The sequence below is a fragment of the Rossellomorea aquimaris genome (assembly GCF_000935355.1).
In the GTDB taxonomy this organism is placed as follows: domain Bacteria; phylum Bacillota; class Bacilli; order Bacillales; family Bacillaceae_B; genus Rossellomorea; species Rossellomorea aquimaris_B.
Map to the genome: position 1 here is coordinate 217,154 of NZ_JXZC01000001.1, position 22,123 is coordinate 239,276.

Consider the following 22,123-nt stretch of genomic DNA (forward strand, 5'->3'; position numbering starts at 1 on the left):
TTTCTTAGAGGGGTTCACCCTTCGTGATAAAAGCCAGTAAGTAAAAATCAATGTGTAAGTAAACAAATAATGTCCAGCTTTTGAGTACTGCATTACTCAACGGCTGGACATTGTTATGAGGTCATGAAACAATCTTTAATCCAATGATACTCCCTATAATGCAAGTAATAAAAAACAATCTCTTCAGATCCTTTGTTTCCCTGAAAAAGATCATTCCGATGATCACGGCTCCTGCAGAACCAATACCTGTCCAAATTCCATATCCTGTACTCACTGGAATGTCAAGTAGTGAAAGGGATAATAAATAAAAGCTCAGAGCTCCAGCAGCAAAACTTATGATGGAAGGGGCCAGTTTCTTGTAGCCTTCAGAGAGCTTCATGAACGTTACCATGACAACTTCCGAAAATCCTGCAAAAATAAGAAATATCCATGCCATTAGTATGACCTCCCTTTTTCTTGCTTATCTTTATCACTCATTTTGAGACCAATCACTCCGAAAATGAGTAGTGTGATAAAAGCAACTTTCATGATGCTAATTCCCTCATTTAGAAATACCATCCCCACTATGGCAGTTCCAGCTGCACCAATACCTGTGAAGACAGCATAAGCAGTTCCAATAGGCAACAATCTTATCGAATTAGAGAAAAAATAAAAACTGATCAAGATGAGAATTGCAGTGACAATACTTGTGACAGGTTTTGTAAACCCCTCTGAAAGGGATAACCCGGTTGCCCAGCCTATTTCCAAAATTCCTCCAATAATAACGTAAATCCAACCCATGATGCTACTCTCCTTTACGACTTGATATACCTAGTTCGTAAACCTTCCAAGCCGATTCGATTCGTTGCCTGAAAATTTCCTCTGTGTAATAGTGATGCTCTAAAAAAACACCATCAACTAGACATAAAAAGGAGGCAATAAATTCATCCTCCTTTATTTCACTAAACAGTTCTTGTTTTAGGCCTTCCTGGTAAATGGATACCAAAATGGCTGTTGTAACCTGTTCAAAATAAATGAATTGTTTTTGAATAAGGTCTTTAAACACTTCTGGAGGAAAGAATGTGACTCTTTTCCATAAAAGTGCTTCTTTTGTTGTTACTAATCGTTGACAAAATAAGTCAAAGAGTGTTTTTATATTCGTTAGCGGTTCTTGTGGGTTCATTTCTTCCTCGATGCTCTTGTAGGCCGTTACTTCAGACACACTTAAATCCTCAATTACTTCCATAAATAAGTCCTCTTTGCTTTGGAAATGGTTGTAAATAGATGGTTTTTTAATACCCACCGCGGTTGCAATTTCTTTTAACGAGGTATCCTCATACCCTTTTTGACCAAATAAATCCAATGCAACATTTTTGATGAGTTGTTTATTGTCATTCTTCAAATCCAGTCACCTTCTTTTGAAACTAACTAACGGTCGTTAGTTTTATCTTAAACCCATTTTTTAATAAATGCAAGAGGGGAAAAATAATCCTCTTTTTTTAGTATGGTCGAATGTATTTCAGATTGCTTACATATAATCATCTGTTGATTTTATATGAAAGGAAAGGGATATACATGATAGGCTTACGGGCTAAATTGGTGATACTTATTCTGTTACTTGTCTTGCTTGTGGGGCTCTTTATTCTGAAGCTGGTGGTTATCAGTCATGAAGATTGGGTAATGATTGAGGAAAAGTATTTTCCTGCGAATGATAGAAAAGGAGCGGAAGGAATTAAATCAGGTGAGGTTATAGATGAAAACAACAGCGATCCGTCATGTTCTATGAAGTTTGATAACGGCCACACCTATAAAGTGGATTGTGATCAGTATTTAGATTTTAAAATAGGAGAGAAGGTCAAAATCGTTTCAGTTGAAAATAATTATGTGAAACTAAGAAGGAAGTAAATAATCCTGGGGCACTTTCCATGGTAAAATAACAGGTATTAAATAATATAGAGGGATGATTAAACGAATGAATAAGCGGGATCTCGTTCAATATTTTATTGTTAATAAGGAACTGAATATGTCAAAGGGGAAAACAGCAGCACAAGTGGCACATGCTGCTACTCTTAGCACGCTGACAATGCTGTCTTCTGATTCACCTTTTCAAGATCGACAAGCAGACTTTGTGGAATGGGTCCAAACAGGAATGAAAAAAATTGTCCTAAAGGGAAAAGCCGTTGAGCTGGAGAAATTAGAGGCTGATGGATATTTCAGCATTCATGATAGCGGGTTAACTGAAATTAAAGAGGGATCCTTAACCGTCGTGGCACTACCACCAATGGGGAAGTTTGAAGCAAAAGTGCTTGTGGGCCATTTAACCCTATTAAAAAACTAGTTAAGCAGAAGGAGGTATCGCATTGTTTTCTAAACTGGATACAATACATATGCGTGTAAAAGATTTAAAAAAGTCCAATCAATGGTATATAGAAGTATTGGAGTTTGAGCAGATTTTTGATTCAGGTAATTATGTTGTGTTTCAGATAGGCCAAGGAGACACTACTCTCACCATTCAAGAGGGAGAGGTGCGTCGCTCATCCGTCAAGCCGATTCTCTTTTCTGATGCGTTGGAAGAGACCCGATTAAAGCTTGTGGAAAAAGAAGTGAAGGTTGGGGAGATACAAGAGGATGGGGAGGTTACATTTTTTGAGTTCTGGGATTTAGATGGAAATGGTTTTGAGGCTTGTCAGTATATAACGTTCTAATTCGGTCCGAGTCTCATAACATAATCAGATCCAGTGAGGAGATTGATCAATGGGCTACATAGAAGAAATAAGAGAAGTGGTTGGAACCCGTCCCCTTATTTTAGTCGGGTCTGTCGTCATTATCTTGAATGAGAAAAAGCAAGTACTTCTGCAGCAAAGGAGGTTTCCAAATGGTTCATGGGGACTGCCTGGTGGATTAATGGAACTGGCAGAATCAACGGAAGAGACCGCGAGAAGAGAAGTGAAGGAAGAGACGAATCTGACTTTAGGTAAATTGAATTTATTAAACGTGTATTCTGGTGCGGATCAATACATTAAAGCTGAAAATGGAGATGAGTTTTATGTAGTCACCACAGCCTACTTTACAGATGACTACGATGGAGAAATGGAAGCAGAACACTCTGAATCCATTCAACTGAAGTTTTATCATTTTGAAGAATTACCTGATACTCTGGTGAGAAGTCACCAGCGCATGTTAGATGACTTCGAACAACATGAATACATACCTATGGATGAGTAGTGTTATAGATAAAGATTGTGAAGCCAGCCACTACCCCATTTTAGTTAAAAAGCATTAATGTTTATATAAAAGTGAATGTATAAATTCTTAAGGGCAATAGAACATTTGAAGATGGAAAAAGCTGATCAGGCTTTATCTGATCAGCTTTTTTATGATTTATTCTATAGAGATAAGCGTTTATTTTAAAGTATCTAGATACGCATAATATGCGGCTAGTTTTTCGTTGTTGTTTGCAGCTTTTCCGTTACCTTTTAATGATTTACCTATCGCGAAAAATTCTTTATGAACAGGTAGAACGTGAACGGTAACAGCCGGACGCCCTCTATGCCTGAAATCCTTAGGTACGTGAAGCATAGAAAATCGTTTCAATGGAATGCCTCCTTTGAGGAGAAAGCTATTCTACCCATCTATTATTATTTAAGTAGAATCAATAGTTGTTTAACCATATCATAGTGGCTCATTTGATTCAACTTTCTGATTATTACATACAATTACTGTTAGCAAAAAATTATTGAAAAGAACCCCCAAGAAAAAAATCACTCATTCGTATTCTATGATAAGAATGATCGGCGAGGATCAATGACATTCTGATTTAACACACAACTTGGGAGGTATTTAAAAGTATGAATATCGATGATGTACTAGAAGATACCGTAGAACTTGGACAAGAGGATATAAATCGCCCAATCTATTGCGTCGACATTGATAAACTACTAGATTTGACGAGTGATATGTAAGAAGAACTTTACCATAAATAAGAAAAGGCAAGCCTGTGTCAGGGCTTGCCTTTTCTTTTTGCTTGCATCAATGAACAGATTGCTTATGCTTGTCGCCTCTGTTCAGGGCCGCCTCCGCTTTTGGTTTCATCCAGCTCCGGCGGCTAGAGGCTTGAGGTCATAAGTCAGGACTACCAAAAAGGCAAAGAGCGCCTTTCCGGTAGTCCCGTCTTATGCTTGTCGCCTCTGTTCAAGCCGCCTCCGCTTTTGGTTTAGTCATGTCTTTTATGTTTGTTTAGTAGTTCTTTTAGCATATTTATGATGGTGGCACGTTCGCTTTTGTTAAAGGTTTGAGTCCATTCTGTGATAAGTCCTTCTTCTTCAGGTGATAGGTCTCGCTGTAAACCATCGACAAAAACTTCTTTTATTTCATCTTTTGCATTGGGGGTGATAGAAGATTCAAATTTCATACAATTTCCTCCTTTATTCTCCTTAACTCTTTTCCCCTTGCAAAATAATCCAAACATCTAAACTCTCCAACCGAGAAAATGGTTATGTGATGAGGCGATTAAGGAAAGGATATAGAGAAAAGATAAAGGAGAAAACAATGGCGCTTCCTTTCTTTATATCAATATTAATTATCCTGATCTATATCGTGATTTTCATGCGAAGAAAGCTTTCATTCACCACAAATTCCATACAATTTATGTTGTTATCGATTGTTTCAACGAATTATATTACGATTATGACTACCAAGCTGGAGTTTATAAGGGCTTCACAGGACGTCACTCAATTCATTAGCTTACTGATCAATCGGGAATGTATTTTACCATTGATTGGGATCATCATGATAAATGGTTACTTGAATTACGGACATAGAACTCATAAAATCATATTCTTCTTAAGCCTTTTATTCTTTATCACTGTTTTGGATGTCCTGCATATTCACTTTAAAACGCTTGATTATCCTCAATGGAGCCTATTAAATACAACCATCATTAATATTATCTATTTAATCATTTGTATTGGGATAGGCAAGGTGCTATATCATATGCAGAAAAAGGAGGAGGGAAGTAGTGGACAAAATATATGAAAGATCATTTGACTTAAACGAATGGTTTATCATTATCAGTCTTCTTGCACTCCTTATTTTAATTTGGATTACTCCAAAAATATTCTCATTCCTTGAAGGGCTAAGTTACTTTATTTATGGCATTGCAATAGGCATGTTTTATGACCATACAATCAGTATTCCACCTTGGGATTTTTATGATGTAAATGATAGTTCAGCATACCAGGCGATCGATTTTATTAGTTATATCATGTATGGTCCTTACAGTTATTTTTTCATATACATCTATAAGAAGTTAAAGATAAGGGGGATCATGAATCTTGCTTATCTATTGATTTGGACATCTTTTTCTCTATTGATGGAATGGTTTACGGTAAAGATTGGCTTTTTTCATTTCGATAAAGGATACGAAATGTATTGGTCCATTCCAATATACATGGCCGTCCAAAGTATTCAACTATTATTTCATCATAAAATAAAGAGGGGAGGTAACTAATGGATAGAAGTAATGAAAAAACCAGAAACCATTTTATATAGGGCTTCTGGTTTTACATTATAGAGGAAGAATCACTTCATATTGAGTGAATCCGATGTCTTCAAGGGCTTGTTTTAAGCTAGAGCTTGTTTTTAAATCGTCGAAGGTAATGCCGAGATTTCCTAAAGTATGGGCAACTTCAGGTCGGATACCTGTCAGTACCGATTGTACGCCCATCATCTTAAGAGCGTTGATGATTTGATAGATATTATGAGAAACCATAGTGTCCATTATTGCCACGCCGGATATGTCAATAAATAAATAGTCCAATTCTAAATCAGAGCTTTTCTTTAAAGCCGTCTCCATAACAGAGCTGGCTCTATGAGTATCAATTTCACCAATTAGAGGGAGGATCGCAATTTTATTTGCAATTGGCACAATCGGTGCCGAGAGTTCATCCATAGCAGTATGAATAAGAGCTAACTGATCTTTTTGCTGATTTACAAATAACTCATTGAAAAGATATGCAATTTCATCCAGTAATGGGTTAATCTTTTTGTTTACTTGCAGCATAAGAGAAGCTGCTATTTGATTCTCACTGATCTGTTTGGTGAAAATATCCCAAATAGCAGTACGGAATGCTGATAGTGTTTTTATGGATTCATTTAGTGGAATGCCTTTTTCAATTGCTATTTTTCCCACTTTTTGAGTCCACTCGCTTATCTTAATGAGAGAGTCTTTTTGCTCTTCTTGTAAAGATTCTCCCAGCATTTTAATCAACTCAATTCTCCATTCTGTAACTTGCTCCATTTTCACTCCAGAGAACTTTAGTTGTTCAGAATACTGTTTTTGCTGATATTCAATCACACCCTGAGCAATATCGGACTTATGTGCAACAATTTCTTGTCCTAGATACACCAATTCATCTCTCATTCTCCTCAGCCAACTCCTTATACTGCTTATTTATATAAAACTTTCGAAATAATCTCTATTAATGGTAATATAGTATATCATAAATTCTATAAGAATTATAGCTTTCAAAAGAAGGAGCAAATGAAATGACTCATATATGTTTAGTACGCCATGGTCAAACTGATTGGAATCTTGAAGGGAAATTACAAGGTCAAACGGATATTCCATTAAATGAAACAGGAAAACTTCAAGCAGAAGAATGCCGAGAATTTTTAAAGAAATCACATTGGGATGTGCTGATCACCACTTCTTTGGTGAGAGCCAGCAAAACGGCAGATATTATCAATGAAGCCTTGGAACTGCCGATTGTTAAGATGGACCATTTCAAGGAACGCTATTTTGGAGATGGGGAGGGGATGTCTCGTGAAGAAAGAGAAAAACAATATCCTGATTTCATCTTTCCGAATATGGAAACGTACGAAGTGTTGACAGATAGGGTCCAAGAGGGACTGAAAGAGATTTATAATCAGTTTCCTGAGCAGGAGGTATTGCTGGTTGCTCACGGTGCGATCATCAGCACAATATTGCGAGAGTTTCATAAAGAGGAGGTAGGTGAGAGACACGTGAAACTATTTAACGGCTGCCTTACCAATCTCCATTTCACAAATGGAGGGTGGAATGTCCATTCTTATAATGAAGTAAGTCATTTATCGGAGCATGCATAAAGATGTGAGTGAGAACGGGAGCGTTTACCTCATCAAAGGGATGTAAAGAATTCTAGTATAAATAGATGTGAATGGTGTGATTTTATTGGCAATTATTTTGTTTGATGGTATATGTAATTTCTGTAATAGTAGCGTCCAGTTCATTATTAATCGCGATCCAAAGGGTTTCTTTCAATTTGCTTCCTTACAAAGTGAGATTGGTCAAGAATTATTAAAGAAGCATAACATTCCTCAAACTACAGATAGCTTCGTTTTGATCGACGATCCTAAAGCGTATATTGAATCAACTGCGGCTTTAAAGGTGTGCTCTCGTCTAACATGGCCCTGGAAGCTTTTCGTTGTCTGCATGATCATTCCCAAGCCCCTAAGGGACAGGGTCTACAGGTGGATTGCCGGAAATAGATATAGGTGGTTCGGAAAACAAGAATCTTGTATGCTTCCTTCGCAAAACATGAGAGATCGTTTTATAGAATAGAAAGACTCGAGGAACGTCCTCGAGTCTTTTCGTATATAAATTTATCATTATTGTTGCCATTTCCAGGTCGATTCCGCTTTTTTAAGATTGGTGACTTTGAATCGTTTTAACCGAAACTTTTCTTCTTGAACGCGGTCCATCAAACTCACAAAGGTAAATACCTTGCCAGGTTCCCAAATGAAGTTCACCATTGGTAACGATGATTGTTTGGGAGTGGCCGACCGTACTAGTCTTTAAGTGAGCGGCTGTGTTGCCTTCTCCATGAAGATCCAGAGTATGTTCCCATGGATACATCTCATCTAATCGACGTAGAAAATCTGTTTTCACATCCGGATCGGCATTTTCATTCACCGTGATTCCGGCTGTTGTGTGCAGGGATTGAACCACCACAAGACCTTCCTTCATTTCTGCTTTGGTGATGATATCCTGGACATAAGTGGTAATATCAATCATTTCATCTCGTTTCTTTGTATCTATTGTAAGTGTTTTCATCGTACCATTCCCCTTTCTGTTTTCAATGTAAAAATTATTCCACTAAATGACTTCGTTAAAACCTGTCAAATACTTAGCGGGAATGGAAATACGGGTTTAAAATGAGGAGGATTATATCCCATAATGGGTCGTGGACTCTTCTGTCAGCTGCTGATTCAAGTTGAAGGAAAATATGAATGGCTCATTCATCACACTATACCCCTTTTTCTCAACAGGATTCCTCTTGATCTCCTATGAAAATATGGCTTTTACGTTTGAAAGAAGCCCTGAAACATTTTCCGTCTTTTGTCTTGTATAGAGCTTCATACACTTTTTCTTTATTGTCAGTGGTATGAGTCTGAATGATGCCGATAATGGTAGAATCGGGAACTGCAGTTTGTAGAGAGGTTTCAATGCTTGAGTGTAATAGGAAGCGCTGATAGCCATATAAAATAATAACGCAGGAAACAAGTAAGATGAACATCCAGCGGAACCCTTCCAGTAGTAACGTCTTATTCATCAGAAAATACTCCTATCTTCTAAAGAAATATAAATATTTATGTAAAGGTATGAAAAAGGGCTGGTGTAGCCCTTTTATAATTCAACTTAACTTTTCATGCAATCTCTTAGCAAGGTTTAACGCAGCTGTGTTGTCACCATGAAGACAAATGGTATCCGCTTTAATTGACAATACCTCACCATCTGTTGAAACTACCTCTTGCTTCTCCACCATTCGTAATACCTGCTTTTCCACTTCGTTTTCATCATGCATGACGGCATTGGGAAGCGAACGAGGAGTGAGTGAGCCGTCAGATTGATAGGTTCGATCGGCAAATACTTCATGAGCGACTCGCAATCCGATTTCTTCTCCTGCTTTTGTCAGTTCACTTTGAGAAAGGCCGAACAATGTTAATTCAGGGTCAAGGTTATATACTGCTTTAGCAATCGATACAGCCAGTTCGGAATCCTTTGCAGCCATATTATAGAGAGCACCATGAGGCTTAACATGTGACAACTTGCCTCCTTGTGCCTTGACGAAAGCGAGGAGAGCGCCAATCTGATATTGTACAAGGGCATATGCTTCTTCAGTGGTTACATGTATCACCCTTCTTCCAAACCCTTGAAGGTCAGGCAACCCGGGGTGAGCACCTATCTTTAGATTATGATTTAAAGCATTTGAAACGGTTTGTTTCATTACGAGGGGATCTCCTGCATGAAATCCGCAAGCGACATTGACGGAGGAAACGAATTTCATCATTTCTTCATCCTGTCCGATAGTATATGTACCAAAACTTTCTCCTAAATCACAGTTTAAATCGATTTTCATTTTTCCATCCTTTCATCCATTAGAATGTATTGTAACATTCTGAATTCTTATTTATCATATCACAAATTAAATTTGGATGCTTTTCTGATAGAGTAGTGGAGAGTCAGTGAGAAGTGATTTTCTCATCAAATTTTAATCTTGTTCTAATAGAGTTCACTTTTTCACCGGTTACAATGAATCTTGCTTATGAATAAGGATTTATCACTCCTAAACAAAAAGAAAGTGGGGTAGCTTTCTTTTTGTTTAAATCTTTATTATGTAAGACCCATTCTAATTTCTTTCCTTTGGAGACAAAAGTCTTGCTGAAGCTTTTGTCTCCTATTTTTTTTGTAATTTAACAAAAGTAGTTTTTTTGGGATTAGAATGAAAGGAATGGAGGGGTTTTATGGATATTGTGTTCAAACATAACAAAGACGTTTTTAATTATAGGGTGGTTGCCGTATGGATGGAAAATGAACATGTTTTATTACATAAACAAGTGGAAGACACTTATTGGTCATTGCCTGGTGGGAGAGTCGTTATCGGAGAAGCGTCACAGGAAAGTTTGAAGAGAGAAATGCGAGAAGAATTAGGTATTGATGTTAAAGTGGAACAATTAGTAATGGTGAATGAAAATTTCTTTACGTTTAAGGAATGGGATTTTCATGAAATCGGCTTCTATTACAGTGTGAAAGCATCAGGTCGGTCTATTTTTCAAAAAGGCGCTTTTCATGGATTGGAAGGGGACCGTCTATTGTACAAATGGATTCCAATCGAGGAACTTTCAACACTAGAAATATATCCTGAAGTGATTAAAGACATGTTATTACATCAATCGAATGAAACACAGCATTCGGTGTCAAAGAACTGATTTATTAAAGAGGCGGAGAAATATTCTCCACCTTTTAAACTATGTACGATCGCTTAACTGTGAATGAGTGAGCTTCAGCTTTACTTTATGATACATGGATTTCAGCTTTCTATCGCTTCTTTCAGTTTTAATGTGATGGTTTATTACTCTTGTGCGTAAAAAAAAATTAATGATTTCTTCAGCCAGAACGAGAAATACAAAAAGAGAAACAATCACGATTATCCAAGTCATACATATTCCTCCTTTACAATCCCTATCATGTTTATGGATATATCTACCACATTATGAATGGAAATAAACATGTGAGGATAATAAAGAATGGGATATTGTTATTTTATTCAGGCGGATATGTAATGAAAAAGAGGAGCTGAGATTCAGCTCCTTTTTAGATACAGGTCTCCCTAAGCCTTTTTAGGTGAGACTGCCTGTTGGGGTGTTTCTGGAATCCTGATGAAAAACATTCCTACAAGGCTGGATAGGATACTTAGGACAATGAAAAGGACAAAGGTACTCAAAGGTTCAATTAATGCTACTATAGGCGGCCCTAAAGCGACACCTGTAAACCTCATTGAACTGTAAATAGAAGTGATGGTTCCACGATGTTCTTTTTCAATCCCTTCTGTAATCAATGCATCCAAACAAGGCAGGGCTGCTCCCATCCCAATTCCTGCAATAGAAAAAATACTCAGTATAACCCATTTGCCTTCAGTGAAAATCAAAGGAAGGAATGCAACAGAACTCATAAGGGAACCAAAGACGATGACCCACTTCATCTTTTCTTTACTCTTACCAATCACTTTTCCCGTTATATAGGAGGTAAGACATAAAAAAAGGAGTGGAATAGCTAAATATAGTCCCTTTATTACTCCGTTAATTCCATAAGCTTGCTCTAATCTGGTTGATAAATAATATAAAAAGCCAAATAAGATGAACATGGAAATGATTCCGATGATGAAGATGCCAAAAATCCATTTCTTTTCCTTCCCAAGGACGATTCCCACCTCATGAATAAATTCCTTAATTGATTGTTTCGCATCTTCTCCTTTTTTTGGTGGAACTTTCACAAAGACGACAATCAGAAGAATCGAAAGAGTTGAAAATACAGGTATGGAAAAGAATGGTATAAACCAGATCCATGCAGCAAATAACGCACCGAGTATCGGGCTTAGCACCTTGCCGAATGTATTGGATGTTTCGATTAAGCCCAATCCCTTGGTGATTTGATCATCATCCTCGTATAGATCTCCCACTGTAGGAATGACGACCGGGAAAGCACCGGCTGCTCCAATTCCTTGAACAACCCTTCCTACAATAACAAAAATATAAGCATTCGAACCGTAAATTGAAGCAAATCCACAAATGAGGCCACCGATTCCTGCAATGATCAAGCTGGGTATCAGAATATTTTTCCTTCCGAAACGATCGGATAAATAACCGGCAATTGGAATGCAAAGAATAGCAATTATAGAGTATACGGTGATGATTAAGCTTGATTGGAATCCCGTAATATTTAGCTCCTTTTCCAATTGAGGAAGAACAGGGATCAACATTGAATTCCCGAGTGTCATGACTAAAGGAATAGAGGATAATGCCAGTAAATCTAATTTTTTCTTACTCTCCATTTCGTGCACCTCATTCTTATTTATACACATTTATTTTCTTCAACAGGAGCAATTTCATACTATTAAATTATTTGACCGTAATATCGTTATGTAAACTGATGAATTTTATCTTTTCTAACTAAAGCTTTATCTCTTTCTCACCCGATTTTAATGAAAGAGGAGGAAAATGGCAGTATTGATAAAAGGGAGGTAAGAACCATGTGGATTCGAATAATTCCTATTTTATTTTTCAGTTTTACTGCCATTACATTAATGACGTATCAAGGCATTGAAATCTTTCAAGCGCTTAATGATTTTATTTTCAGCAAAAGTAAAATAAAATAAGACGTATTAAGCATTTAGAGCAGGTGATTTATGTGAAAAGGATATTAGTCATAGAAGATGAAAAAAATCTCTCCCGGTTCATTGAACTTGAACTTAAATATGAAGGATATCAAGTGGGTCTTGCCTATGATGGAAGAGGGGGGTTAGAGAAAGCTTTAAACGAAGATTGGGACATAATCTTATTGGATCTAATGCTGCCGAATTTAAATGGACTTGAGGTATGCAGAAGAATCCGGCAAGTGAAAGCTATTCCGATTGTCATGATCACGGCAAGGGATAGCGTAATGGACCGTGTATCAGGATTGGACAGCGGTGCAGATGATTATATTGTAAAGCCTTTTGCTATTGAAGAGCTGTTAGCTAGGTTGAGGGCCGTATTCAGACGATCTGGAAATGATGAAGCAGCCTCTAATCAAACAACTTATCATTACCGTGATATCACCGTTCTAAAGGAGTCCCGGCAAGTATTTAAGCTTGATCATGAAATCGAGGTTACGAAAAGGGAGTATGACCTTTTGCTCGCTTTTTTAGAAAATATAAATATTGTATTAACCCGTGAAGTCCTTCTCAATAAAGTGTGGGGGTATGATACTGAGGTTGAAACGAACGTAGTGGATGTTTATGTAAGATACTTACGAAATAAAATTGACTCACCTGACGAAGATAGCTATATCCAAACTGTACGCGGTACCGGATATGTGATGAGGACATGAATACATTCATGAATCGTTTAAAACCCACTTCCCTTAAAGTGAAGTGGGCATTAGCCGCTGGATCAGCCATATTCCTCGCATTTTTCTTATTTAGCTTTTTTCAATATCATGCAATCAGTAAGTGGATGGTGGATGAAGAAGAAAAGAATTTTAGCCGTGTGCTGGATGAAATTACGGTGTTTTTTAAACAAAGTGGGCCCAATATACAGCTTCAGGACATATATGATAGTCGGGATTATTTGAAACAAATAGCTGAAAAGGACCAGACTATACGCATTTTAGGTGGTCAGGGGAATGAAGTATTGGAAATCAGGGGTGAAAATGAATCGGCTTTTTACGTTCCTTTTCAACCTGTTAGGGATAAGTCTGTTACACTCATTGAATCTGAGGGAATACAAATGCTTATTGGAAGATCACCGATACGATCAAGTCAATTCAACGGATATGTTGAAATTATCCAGCCTTTAAACCGATATGAAAAGATTATGAAGAACCTGTTCTGGATGATGACCATCACGGGGGTATTAGCCCTCTTGATCAGTGCAGTTATCGGTTATTTCATGGCCAGAAACTTTGTGAGTCCATTAAATAAGCTTTCTGAAACAATGAGATCCATTGAAAGAAAAGGATTTCACGAAAGAGTAGAGATTGTGAAGGCCCATGATGAAATCAGTGACCTATCGCAAATATTTAATAAGATGATGAGCCAAATTGAGAAATCGTTTCAGCAACAACAGCAATTTGTTGAAGATGCATCACATGAATTAAGAACGCCTATACAGGTATTAGAAGGGCATCTGGCTCTTTTGAACAGGTGGGGAAAAAAAGATCCGACGATACTAGAAGAATCTTTACAGGTGTCATTGGAAGAACTTGAAAGAGTGAAAAGGCTTGTAGGTGAATTGTTAGAACTCTCCAGGGCGGACCGGGAGACATTTGACCTTCAAAAAGCTCGTGCCAATCCACAAAAAGTGGTTGATAAGGTTATTAGGGACTTTAAATTTCTACATCAAGAACACACATTTTTTTGCATGGATGAATTGGATCACAAAGCGATGGTGACTATTATGCCAAGGCATCTGGAACAAATTATGATCATCCTGTTAGATAATGCTGTCAAATACTCTGAAAAGCATTCAAACATTGTTATAACGTTAACAAATCGTGAAGAAGAAGTGATGATCGAGGTGAAAGACGAAGGGATAGGTATTCCAGAAGAAGATCTTCCAAAAATCTTTGACCGGTTCTACCGCGTGGATAAAGCAAGAAGTCGTGAAAAAGGCGGGTATGGATTGGGGTTGGCGATTGCATCGAAGATCATTCAAAACTACGACGGTGAAATTAAAGCCTTAAGGAATGAACCTGCAGGTACCATTATACGCATCACTCTTAAGTACGCTCATTAAATGTTCTCTACAAGTAAAAGACGTCTCAATATTTATCTGAGACGTCTATTTCTGTGTATTGCATGTCGATGCTCTTAGGTATTTTCAGCTCTAATATGCCGTCCTTGTATTGAGCCTCTGCGCCCTTTTTTTTCACTAGACAAGGGAGTGTAATGACCTGTCTATCCCCCTTCTCAGGGATGTTTTCGATAATTGCCTGGTTCGACGTGTGGAAAATTTTCAATTGCTTCATCCACTCTTCACTAGGAACCTGAAACCGGATGTAAATATCCTCAAATGATTCAAAAACGTTTGCAGATATTGAATTAGTAGAAGGCGAAGACTGACCCCGCTGGGATTTCTGCCCTTGATTGCCCATTGGATTCATAAAGGATTGCGCCCCGCTCATCATATCATTCGGATTCATCATACCTTCCCATCCGCCCGGTAACATTTTTTTCATCATACCTTGTATATAGGAATCCATTTCTTTTGGATTCATCTGATTCATTTGATCTTTCATGTCTTTATTGAAAGGAAATAAACTCCATGGGAACATGTGAACCACCTCGCTTATATCTATATAGACCAACGTCATAATTGTTACATTGTATGCAATGGATGGGCGATGAGTTCATTTACAAAATGGAAGAAATAAAGTACATAAGGTTTATTTGTCATTCTGAAAATCTTATAATCTATAAAAATTTATGAAAAACAACAAAAAATATTTGGTTTTTTTTAGTAACAGTAGTAAGATGGTTTATGAAAAAAGTACCCTCATATCAGGGATACAAGAAGGTGAAAGAGAAAGCGCTTAATAAAATATTATTTCAGAATAGTCGATACACAAAAAGGTTTTCTTGTAATTTATTATGGGAATATAAGTAATATCCATATGCATAATACGAAAAACAAAATTTTGAGAAATTTGTTATAAAGACTTTATCTTACTACTGCACAGTGATAAAATGTCCTTGTAAGCGTTTTTATGTGTTTGAAATTACTATTCTTGCATAATGAAATATGACTTTGGAATTGTAAGAATACATGATACCCAAATTATACTAACTGGCAAAATAGTTGGAGGTTTTTCACAATGAAAAAACAATCGGCAAAAGGGGAACCTTGGCAATCGTTTTACGGACCGAACCTAGGTTATGTAATGGAGGTTTATGAACAATTCTTGGAGGATCCAACAGACGTAGATCCTGAATTGAAAGAATTATTCGAACAATGGGGCCCTCCTACAGCTGAAGACGTACAAGTAATCGCAAGCGCTCAGCATGGGGATACATCATTCACTTTACCAGCACAACCTACTGCGTTAAGCAAAATGGTAGCTGCAGTCAAATTGGCAGACAATATTCGTACATATGGTCATTTAGCTGCGGATATTAATCCCCTTAATGACCGAAACAAAGACACTAGAAGGATTGAACTAACTGAGTTTAATTTATCTGAAGATGATTTAAAGCAGATACCTGTTGATTTTTTATGCCCGAATGCACCTTCTCACATAAAGGATGGATTGCAGGCAATCAATCATTTAAGACAGGTCTATACTAAAAAATTGGCATTTGAATATGCACATGTTCATGAGTTGGAAGAGAAGAATTGGTTAAGAGAAAAGATTGAATCAGAATCCTATTTCACTCCACTTTCTAACGAAAAGAAACTTGCGTTGTTGAAACGACTTGCCGAAGTGGATGGATTTGAAAAATATGTTCACCGTACGTTCGTTGGTCAAAAGCGTTTCTCAATTGAAGGATTGGATTCTATGGTGCCTTTACTGGATGAAATGGTTCGTTATTCAGTAGAATCAGGTGCTAAAACAGTCAATATCGGGATGGCACACCGGGGGCGCTTAAACGTGCTGGCCCATGTCATCGGTAAACCGTATGAAATGATTTTTGCGGAATTCCAACATGCTCCAAGCAAGGATCTGATTCCTTCAGAAGGATCAATTGGAATCACATTTGGATGGACAGGTGATGTTAAGTATCATTTAGGTGCTGATCGTGAAATCTCACCTCTACAGTCGTCAACAGCGAGAGCACGTGTCACTCTGGCGAATAACCCAAGTCACCTAGAGGTTGTGAGCCCGATTGTTGCTGGTTACACACGTGCTGCACAAGAAGTTCGTGAAGATAGAGGCTATCCAGAGCAATCACCGGAATCTTCCTATGCCATCATGATTCACGGAGATGCTGCCTTCCCTGGACAAGGTGTTGTAGCTGAAACATTAAATATGAGCCAATTGCGTGGATATAATACGGGTGGATCCATCCATCTTATTGCGAACAATATGATCGGTTTCACGACTGAAAGCCGTGATTCTCGTTCTACCAAATATGCATCTGATACTGCTAAAGGCTTTGAAGTGCCGATTGTCCATGTCAATGCAGATGATCCCGAAGCTTGTCTCGCTGCAGCGGTGCTCGCCTATGAATATCGTAAAACATTTGGAAAAGACTTTGTCATTGATTTGATCGGCTACCGTCGTTTTGGTCATAACGAAATGGATGAACCGATGGTGACGAATCCATTAATGTACTCTGTCATTCAAAACCATCCGAATGTCAAAAAGCTATATGCCGAAAAATTAATCTCAGAAGGAATCGTCACAGAAGCAGATGTGGAAAAAATGGATGCCGGCATCGAAGAAGAATTAAAAGCGGCTTACGATAAAGTACCTGCAAAAGACGATGATCCTGACACCGTACTTGCTCCACCTGAGTATGTAGCAAATGGCTTACCGGAAATTAATACGAGTGTTGATTTTAATAAGCTTGAAGATATAAACAATGAACTGCTTCAATGGCCTGAAGGGTTTAATGTGTTCAAGAAGCTGGAGCGCATCCTAAAAAGACGAAGTCAGGTATTTGAAGGTAAAGGGAAAATTGACTGGGCACATGCTGAGACATTGGCGTTCGCTTCTATCCTGAAGGATGGTACGCCGATCCGATTAACGGGACAGGATTCAGAGCGTGGAACATTCGCTCAACGCCACCTGGTTCTTCATGATGAAAAATCCGGTGATGAATACATTCCTTTACACAATCTGAAGGACAGTCATGCTTCGTTTGTTGTCCTTAACAGTCCACTCACTGAAACAGCAGTTGTAGGATATGAGTATGGATATAATGTCTTCGCACCGGAAACCCTGGTTCTTTGGGAAGCTCAATTTGGAGATTTTTCCAATATGGCACAGGTGATGTTTGATCAGTTCATATCGGCAGGCCGTGCTAAATGGGGTCAAAAAACCGGACTTGTCATGCTCCTGCCTCATGGATATGAAGGTCAAGGTCCAGAACACTCAAGTGCTCGCCTAGAACGATTCCTGCAACTGGGAGGAGAATATAACTGGACGGTAGCCAACTGTTCTACAGCTGGTCAATACTTCCATATTCTTAGACGGCAGGCTGCCATTTTACAAAAAGAGGAAGTAAGGCCGCTTGTCATCATGACGCCGAAAAGCTTGCTCCGAAATCAATTCGCAGCTGTCACAGCTGAAGAATTAGCTCATGGAGAATTCCATTCAGTCCTGGAGCAAAAAGGGCTTGGTGAGAATCCTGATTCTGTTGAACGGGTTGTCCTGTGCAGTGGGAAGATAGCGATTGATTTGGAAGAGAAGCTTCAAGATATCAATGATAAAGATTGGTTACACATTCTTAGAGTAGAAGAAATTTATCCTTTCCCTAAAGGTGATATATCAGCCATTCTTGAAAGATATTCAAACCTTAAAGAAATTGTATGGATTCAAGAAGAACCTAAGAATATGGGAGCATGGACTTTTGCAGAATCAAGACTCCGCGACATTGCCCCTGAAGGTGTTGAAGTGCATTATGTTGGTCGTCGCAGACGTTCCAGTCCATCAGAAGGTGAACCAACAGTACACAAAAAAGAACAATCACGCATTATTAATGAAGCGTTAACTCGATAAGAAAGAGGAGGACATCACAGTGGCAGAAATAAAAGTTCCAGAATTAGCAGAATCAATTACAGAAGGTACAATTGCTCAATGGTTGAAACAGCCGGGGGATTACGTGGAAAAGGGCGAATACATCGTTGAGCTTGAAACAGATAAAGTCAATGTTGAAGTCATTTCAGAAGAAGCAGGTACGATACAAGAACTGAAAGCCGATGAAGGAGATACGGTTGAAGTCGGTCAAGTTATTGCCATAGTTGGTGCTGGAGGAGAAGCCCCAGCTACTTCTGAAACAAAAGAGGAAGCACCTGCCCCTAAACAGGAAGAGAAGAAAGAAGAGGTAACGGAAGCAGCACCGGCGAAAGAGGACAAAAAAAATCGTCCAATCGCTTCTCCCGCGGCTCGTAAGTTGGCACGTGAAAAAGGTATCGATCTTTCCGATGTGCCAACAGACCCTCTAGGCCGTGTTCGTAAGCAGGACATTGAAGCATATAGCAATAAGCCAGCAGAAGCTCCATCTAAACCTTCTGTTCAAGAAAAGAAGGCACCTGCAAAAAAAGATGATGGAAAGCCAGTGGTTCGCGAGAAGATGTCCCGCCGTCGTCAAACGATTGCGAAACGCTTAGTCGAGGTTCAGCAAACAGCTGCCATGCTTACAACGTTTAATGAAATTGATATGAGTAAAGTAATGGAACTGCGTAAACGTAAAAAGGATAAGTTCTTTGATGACCATGATGTTAGACTTGGTTTCATGAGCTTCTTTACAAAAGCAGTTGTAGCAGCCCTTAAGAAATTCCCATATGTGAACGCTGAAATTGATGGGGATGAAATTGTCCTTAAGAAATTCTATGACGTCGGCGTAGCCGTATCTACTGATGATGGACTGGTAGTACCTGTTGTCCGCGATTGTGAACGCAAGAACTTTGCGGAAATCGAAGGGGAAATCATGGATCTTGCTACAAAGGCCAGAAACAATAAATTATCTCTTGGGGATCTGCAAGGTGGTTCATTCACGATTACAAATGGTGGAGTATTCGGTTCATTACTATCCACTCCTATCTTAAATGGACCGCAAGTTGGTATTTTAGGAATGCATAAGATTCAACTTCGCCCAGTGGCCATTGATAAAGATACAATGGAAAATCGTCCGATGATGTATATTGCTTTATCATATGATCATAGAATCATTGATGGAAAAGAAGCAGTAGGATTCCTTGCAATGGTGAAAGATTTACTAGAGAATCCGGAAGATTTATTGCTTGAAGGTTAAGTAGTCCTGATTGAACAAGAATAGATGAATGTTTGGCTGATTCATAGATCCATTAATGGATGTATGAATCAGCTTTTTTTTTCACGTTTTTTTACCTGGAGAATAAAATATGGATAACTAAAATAAAGTTTGCCAAAGGAAACTCTTGGACATGAATAAGGGGGGATGTAATAATGAAGAACTTCAATTCAAAAAAAGTGATTCAGTATTCGTATCTGTTTCATAAAATGGGGTTGCTGGATAATGAACAATTCAAACAAATCGAGGAATACCATGGAGCAAATTGTAAGAAGCATAACTAACGTATGATTAAAAATGAAAAAAGACAGACTCAAGTGAAAATGAGTCTGTCGCCATAATCGCATCTCAGGGGGTGAGATAAGCTAGTTTTATTTTTTTCCCACTGTTAAGATTTCCTAAAAGGTTTCAATCCTCGGTTACGAATTTCTTTCTTAAGAAGTAAAATCCAGTCTTGATCATTCCCTTGTTTCTCAGCATCACGATAAGCTGCCACCAACTGTTCATTACTTAAGATTTTCATGACCAACCTCCCAGGAATGTGTAAAATATAGAATTTTCTATATTTTCTATTTATTCTACATAGAAATTCCTCATTTGAAAAGGGTTTTTTCATAAATTGCGTCTAAAGTAGTATTTTTAGTTATTATGTAGAAAAAGGTTTAGAGAAGATGTTTTTTGTCTATATAAAATGTTTGTACCTTACAGGAGATGTAGAAACTTGTCAACTCATTACCGTCAATAGCTATTCCTTTAGATAAAAGACAAAAGAAAATCCCGGTTAATTAGTTTGAAAATTTTCATTTTTGTGATAATATTACACGCATAAGGAACTGCAATTTTTAACCTCTTTGACTACAACATATATTGAAATGTTCCAGGCTGTAATAGGAAACAGATAAAGGGGGATATTCATTTGACGGAGATTTTACATGTAACTGTAGGAGAATTACTAGAAGAAAAAGCTCGTATTCAGCCTGAGGTTGAAGCGGTCGTCTACGCAGACAGGGGATTAAGATGGACTTATCATGAATTTAACCAACGGTGCAGACAAGCTGCAAAAGGGTTAATGGATCTTGGGGTCAAAAAAGGGGATCATATCGCGATATGGGCTTCCAATACTCCTGAATGGTTAGTAAGTCAATTTTCAACAGGCAAAATGGGAGCTGTACTGGTAACCGTAAATACAAATTATCGAACCGCTGAACTAGAATACCTATTAAAGCAGTCTGACTGTAAAACGATTATCTTGATGGAAGAGTTCAGGGGGGCTTCCTATATAGACATGCTGTACGAAATATGTCCTGAATTGAAAACGTCCCAGCCCGGCGAATTGGAGAGTCCAAAGCTTCCTTACTTAAAAAATGTAATTGTCTTAGGAGAGAAATCATATCCAGGTACATATAGCTGGCAGGATATTATGGACAGAGGGGATGAAGTAGAGGAAGATATGTTGGATGAAAGACTTTCGAGCCTTTCACCCCATGATGCCATCAACATGCAATATACGTCAGGAACGACCGGATTTCCTAAAGGAGTCATGCTTACTCACTCCAACATTGTAAACAATGGTTATAATATTGCCGGGTGCATGAGATTGACGAACGAAGACCGTTTATGTATCCCGGTGCCATTCTTCCATTGTTTTGGATGTGTATTGGGTACTCTTGCATGTGTATCGGTTGGGGCTACAATGGTTCCACTACAGGAATTCAATCCGAAACAGGTACTTCAAACGGTGCAGGATGAAAAATGTACAGGCCTTCATGGGGTTCCAACCATGTTTATATCTGAGTTAAACCTTCCGGATTTTGATGGGTATGATCTGTCCCATCTGCGTACTGGAATTATGGCCGGAAGTAACTGTCCGATTGAAGTAATGAAAGGCGTCATGGATAAAATGGGGGCTGATGAAATAACCATTGCATATGGTCAGACAGAATCTTCCCCTGTCATTACTCAGACACGTACCCATGACCCGATTGAATTAAAGGTAGAAACGGTAGGGAAAGCCTTACCGAATGTAGAGGTGAAGATTGTGGAGCCGGGTTCAAACCGGGAAGTCCCTTATGGAGTGCAGGGGGAGTTGTGTACTCGTGGATATCACGTCATGAAAGGGTACTACAAGAATGAAGAGGCTACGAGGCTTGCCATAGATCATGAAGGTTGGCTGCATACTGGCGATTTAGCGGTAATGGATGAACACGGCTATTGTAGAATTACAGGAAGATTAAAAGATATGATCATTCGAGGCGGTGAGAATATTTATCCGAGAGAAATTGAAGAATTTCTTTATTCCCATCCAAAGGTATTAGATGTTCAAGTCATTGGAATTCCTGATGAAGTCTATGGTGAAGAAGTTATGGCCTGGATTATTTTGAAGGAAGGTCAGACGTCAACACCAGAAGAGATCAGAGAATATTGTACAGGGAAGATTTCCCGTCATAAAATTCCAAGGTATATCGAGTTTACCGATTCCTACCCAATGACAGCCTCCGGGAAAATTCAAAAGTTTCGTTTAAGAGAGCAGGCGCAAGAAGCAGCTCTGCCTAAAAGTAGTCGATAAATTGAAAACGCTTCCTTAAAAAAGGACATGCCCATTTCATTGGGAATGTCCTTTTCTTACGGATATA

General features: G+C 38.4%; 29 protein-coding genes. 16 read left to right on the forward strand and 13 right to left on the reverse strand.

From position 1 onward, the window contains the following. Window positions 1-121: 121 nt before the first annotated feature. The 3 genes from TV75_RS01160 to TV75_RS01170 are packed head-to-tail and all read right to left on the reverse strand — an operon-like array spanning window position 122 to window position 1,381. Window positions 122-436, reverse strand: a complete 315-nt coding sequence (locus tag TV75_RS01160; protein WP_044336711.1) for a DMT family transporter — start codon at window positions 434-436, stop codon at window positions 122-124. Beyond that, the gene (locus tag TV75_RS01165) at window positions 436-780 is read right to left on the reverse strand and encodes a DMT family transporter (protein WP_044336713.1); all 345 of its coding nucleotides are present in this window, start codon (window positions 778-780) and stop codon (window positions 436-438) included. The genes TV75_RS01160 and TV75_RS01165 overlap by 1 nt, the downstream gene beginning before the upstream one ends. Window positions 781-784: 4 nt before the next feature. Then, entirely contained in the window at window positions 785-1,381 is a 597-nt protein-coding gene (locus TV75_RS01170; RefSeq protein ID WP_044336715.1) for a TetR/AcrR family transcriptional regulator, read from the reverse strand. 173 nt (window positions 1,382-1,554) lie between these two features. Between TV75_RS01170 and TV75_RS01175 the strand changes: the two genes are divergently transcribed. The 4 genes from TV75_RS01175 (at window position 1,555) to TV75_RS01190 (ending at window position 3,204) form a co-directional block, all read left to right on the forward strand. Beyond that, window positions 1,555-1,884, forward strand: a complete 330-nt coding sequence (locus tag TV75_RS01175) for a hypothetical protein (protein WP_156142294.1) — start codon at window positions 1,555-1,557, stop codon at window positions 1,882-1,884. Window positions 1,885-1,951: 67 nt separating this feature from the next. After that, entirely contained in the window at window positions 1,952-2,317 is a 366-nt protein-coding gene (locus TV75_RS01180) for an aminoacyl-tRNA hydrolase (protein WP_044336719.1), read from the forward strand. A 22-nt stretch (window positions 2,318-2,339) separates the two neighbouring features. Beyond that, window positions 2,340-2,684, forward strand: coding sequence for a VOC family protein (locus tag TV75_RS01185; RefSeq protein ID WP_044336721.1), 345 nt, complete (start codon window positions 2,340-2,342; stop codon window positions 2,682-2,684). Between the two features lie 49 nt (window positions 2,685-2,733). Further along, entirely contained in the window at window positions 2,734-3,204 is a 471-nt protein-coding gene (locus TV75_RS01190; protein ID WP_044336723.1) for an NUDIX hydrolase, read from the forward strand. 177 nt (window positions 3,205-3,381) lie between these two features. On the opposite strand, the gene TV75_RS01195 is transcribed toward TV75_RS01190, so the two are convergent. Together TV75_RS01195 and TV75_RS01200 are read right to left on the reverse strand one after the other, a co-directional pair. After that, window positions 3,382-3,573: a hypothetical protein gene (locus TV75_RS01195; RefSeq protein WP_044336725.1), complete on the reverse strand. Its 192-nt coding sequence runs from the start codon at window positions 3,571-3,573 to the stop codon at window positions 3,382-3,384. A 619-nt stretch (window positions 3,574-4,192) separates the two neighbouring features. Next, window positions 4,193-4,390 carry a hypothetical protein gene (locus TV75_RS01200; RefSeq protein ID WP_052504383.1) on the reverse strand — a complete coding sequence of 66 codons (198 nt, stop codon included), beginning with the start codon at window positions 4,388-4,390 and terminating at the stop codon, window positions 4,193-4,195. Between the two features lie 137 nt (window positions 4,391-4,527). Here TV75_RS01200 and TV75_RS01205 point away from each other — a divergent pair, with 137 nt between their 5' ends. After that, entirely contained in the window at window positions 4,528-5,013 is a 486-nt protein-coding gene (locus TV75_RS01205) for a hypothetical protein (protein WP_044336727.1), read from the forward strand. Then, the gene (locus TV75_RS01210) at window positions 4,997-5,488 is read left to right on the forward strand and encodes a hypothetical protein (protein ID WP_044336729.1); all 492 of its coding nucleotides are present in this window, start codon (window positions 4,997-4,999) and stop codon (window positions 5,486-5,488) included. The genes TV75_RS01205 and TV75_RS01210 overlap by 17 nt, the downstream gene beginning before the upstream one ends. 57 nt (window positions 5,489-5,545) lie before the next feature. On the opposite strand, the gene TV75_RS01215 is transcribed toward TV75_RS01210, so the two are convergent. Next, on the reverse strand, window positions 5,546-6,400 hold the full coding sequence (locus TV75_RS01215) for an STAS domain-containing protein (RefSeq protein ID WP_044336731.1): 855 nt from the start codon (window positions 6,398-6,400) through the stop codon (window positions 5,546-5,548). A 125-nt stretch (window positions 6,401-6,525) separates the two neighbouring features. On the opposite strand from TV75_RS01215, the gene TV75_RS01220 reads away from it, so the two are divergent. After that, window positions 6,526-7,104, forward strand: a complete 579-nt coding sequence (locus TV75_RS01220) for a histidine phosphatase family protein (RefSeq protein ID WP_044336733.1) — start codon at window positions 6,526-6,528, stop codon at window positions 7,102-7,104. A 76-nt stretch (window positions 7,105-7,180) separates the two neighbouring features. Next, on the forward strand, window positions 7,181-7,579 hold the full coding sequence (locus tag TV75_RS01225) for a thiol-disulfide oxidoreductase DCC family protein (RefSeq protein WP_437176700.1): 399 nt from the start codon (window positions 7,181-7,183) through the stop codon (window positions 7,577-7,579). 81 nt (window positions 7,580-7,660) lie between these two features. Here TV75_RS01225 and TV75_RS01230 read toward each other — a convergent pair whose 3' ends face one another. The 3 genes from TV75_RS01230 to TV75_RS01240 all read right to left on the reverse strand — a co-directional run bounded on the left by TV75_RS01230 (window position 7,661) and on the right by TV75_RS01240 (window position 9,377). After that, window positions 7,661-8,071, reverse strand: a complete 411-nt coding sequence (locus TV75_RS01230; protein WP_044336735.1) for a secondary thiamine-phosphate synthase enzyme YjbQ — start codon at window positions 8,069-8,071, stop codon at window positions 7,661-7,663. Between the two features lie 208 nt (window positions 8,072-8,279). After that, window positions 8,280-8,570 carry a hypothetical protein gene (locus TV75_RS01235; RefSeq protein ID WP_044336737.1) on the reverse strand — a complete coding sequence of 97 codons (291 nt, stop codon included), beginning with the start codon at window positions 8,568-8,570 and terminating at the stop codon, window positions 8,280-8,282. A gap of 81 nt (window positions 8,571-8,651) precedes the next feature. Next, window positions 8,652-9,377, reverse strand: coding sequence for a LamB/YcsF family protein (locus TV75_RS01240; protein WP_044336739.1), 726 nt, complete (start codon window positions 9,375-9,377; stop codon window positions 8,652-8,654). A gap of 385 nt (window positions 9,378-9,762) precedes the next feature. Here TV75_RS01240 and TV75_RS01245 point away from each other — a divergent pair, with 385 nt between their 5' ends. Beyond that, window positions 9,763-10,227, forward strand: a complete 465-nt coding sequence (locus TV75_RS01245; protein ID WP_044336741.1) for an NUDIX hydrolase — start codon at window positions 9,763-9,765, stop codon at window positions 10,225-10,227. Between the two features lie 39 nt (window positions 10,228-10,266). Here TV75_RS01245 and TV75_RS01250 read toward each other — a convergent pair whose 3' ends face one another. Both TV75_RS01250 and TV75_RS01255 read right to left on the reverse strand, forming a co-directional pair. Next, window positions 10,267-10,458 carry a hypothetical protein gene (locus TV75_RS01250; protein WP_044336743.1) on the reverse strand — a complete coding sequence of 64 codons (192 nt, stop codon included), beginning with the start codon at window positions 10,456-10,458 and terminating at the stop codon, window positions 10,267-10,269. A gap of 170 nt (window positions 10,459-10,628) precedes the next feature. Further along, window positions 10,629-11,849 (reverse strand): MFS transporter, encoded by a 1,221-nt coding sequence (locus TV75_RS01255; protein ID WP_044336745.1) that lies wholly within the window; start codon window positions 11,847-11,849, stop codon window positions 10,629-10,631. A 198-nt stretch (window positions 11,850-12,047) separates the two neighbouring features. Here TV75_RS01255 and TV75_RS22445 point away from each other — a divergent pair, with 198 nt between their 5' ends. The 3 genes from TV75_RS22445 to TV75_RS01265 are packed head-to-tail and all read left to right on the forward strand — an operon-like array spanning window position 12,048 to window position 14,292. Further along, window positions 12,048-12,173, forward strand: a complete 126-nt coding sequence (locus tag TV75_RS22445; RefSeq protein ID WP_262481760.1) for a hypothetical protein — start codon at window positions 12,048-12,050, stop codon at window positions 12,171-12,173. A 32-nt stretch (window positions 12,174-12,205) separates the two neighbouring features. Beyond that, window positions 12,206-12,886 carry a response regulator transcription factor gene (locus tag TV75_RS01260; protein WP_044336747.1) on the forward strand — a complete coding sequence of 227 codons (681 nt, stop codon included), beginning with the start codon at window positions 12,206-12,208 and terminating at the stop codon, window positions 12,884-12,886. Then, a complete protein-coding gene (locus tag TV75_RS01265; RefSeq protein ID WP_044336750.1) occupies window positions 12,883-14,292 on the forward strand; it encodes a HAMP domain-containing sensor histidine kinase in 1,410 nt (469 codons plus the stop codon). Before TV75_RS01260 ends, TV75_RS01265 begins: the two co-directional genes overlap by 4 nt. Window positions 14,293-14,317: 25 nt before the next feature. On the opposite strand, the gene TV75_RS01270 is transcribed toward TV75_RS01265, so the two are convergent. Continuing rightward, window positions 14,318-14,830: a spore coat protein gene (locus tag TV75_RS01270; RefSeq protein WP_044336752.1), complete on the reverse strand. Its 513-nt coding sequence runs from the start codon at window positions 14,828-14,830 to the stop codon at window positions 14,318-14,320. Window positions 14,831-15,370: 540 nt separating this feature from the next. Here TV75_RS01270 and TV75_RS01275 point away from each other — a divergent pair. The 3 genes from TV75_RS01275 (at window position 15,371) to TV75_RS22450 (ending at window position 19,774) form a co-directional block, all read left to right on the forward strand. Then, window positions 15,371-18,217, forward strand: a complete 2,847-nt coding sequence (locus TV75_RS01275; RefSeq protein ID WP_044336754.1) for a 2-oxoglutarate dehydrogenase E1 component — start codon at window positions 15,371-15,373, stop codon at window positions 18,215-18,217. 19 nt (window positions 18,218-18,236) lie between these two features. Next, the gene (gene odhB, locus TV75_RS01280; protein WP_044336755.1) at window positions 18,237-19,472 is read left to right on the forward strand and encodes a 2-oxoglutarate dehydrogenase complex dihydrolipoyllysine-residue succinyltransferase; all 1,236 of its coding nucleotides are present in this window, start codon (window positions 18,237-18,239) and stop codon (window positions 19,470-19,472) included. A 173-nt stretch (window positions 19,473-19,645) separates the two neighbouring features. Beyond that, a complete protein-coding gene (locus tag TV75_RS22450; RefSeq protein WP_301280404.1) occupies window positions 19,646-19,774 on the forward strand; it encodes a hypothetical protein in 129 nt (42 codons plus the stop codon). Window positions 19,775-19,878: 104 nt separating this feature from the next. Here TV75_RS22450 and sda read toward each other — a convergent pair whose 3' ends face one another. Beyond that, a complete protein-coding gene (gene sda, locus TV75_RS01285) occupies window positions 19,879-20,013 on the reverse strand; it encodes a sporulation histidine kinase inhibitor Sda (RefSeq protein ID WP_044336757.1) in 135 nt (44 codons plus the stop codon). 402 nt (window positions 20,014-20,415) lie between these two features. Here sda and TV75_RS01290 point away from each other — a divergent pair, with 402 nt between their 5' ends. Beyond that, a complete protein-coding gene (locus TV75_RS01290) occupies window positions 20,416-22,056 on the forward strand; it encodes an AMP-binding protein (protein WP_044337943.1) in 1,641 nt (546 codons plus the stop codon). Window positions 22,057-22,123 lie beyond the last annotated feature (67 nt).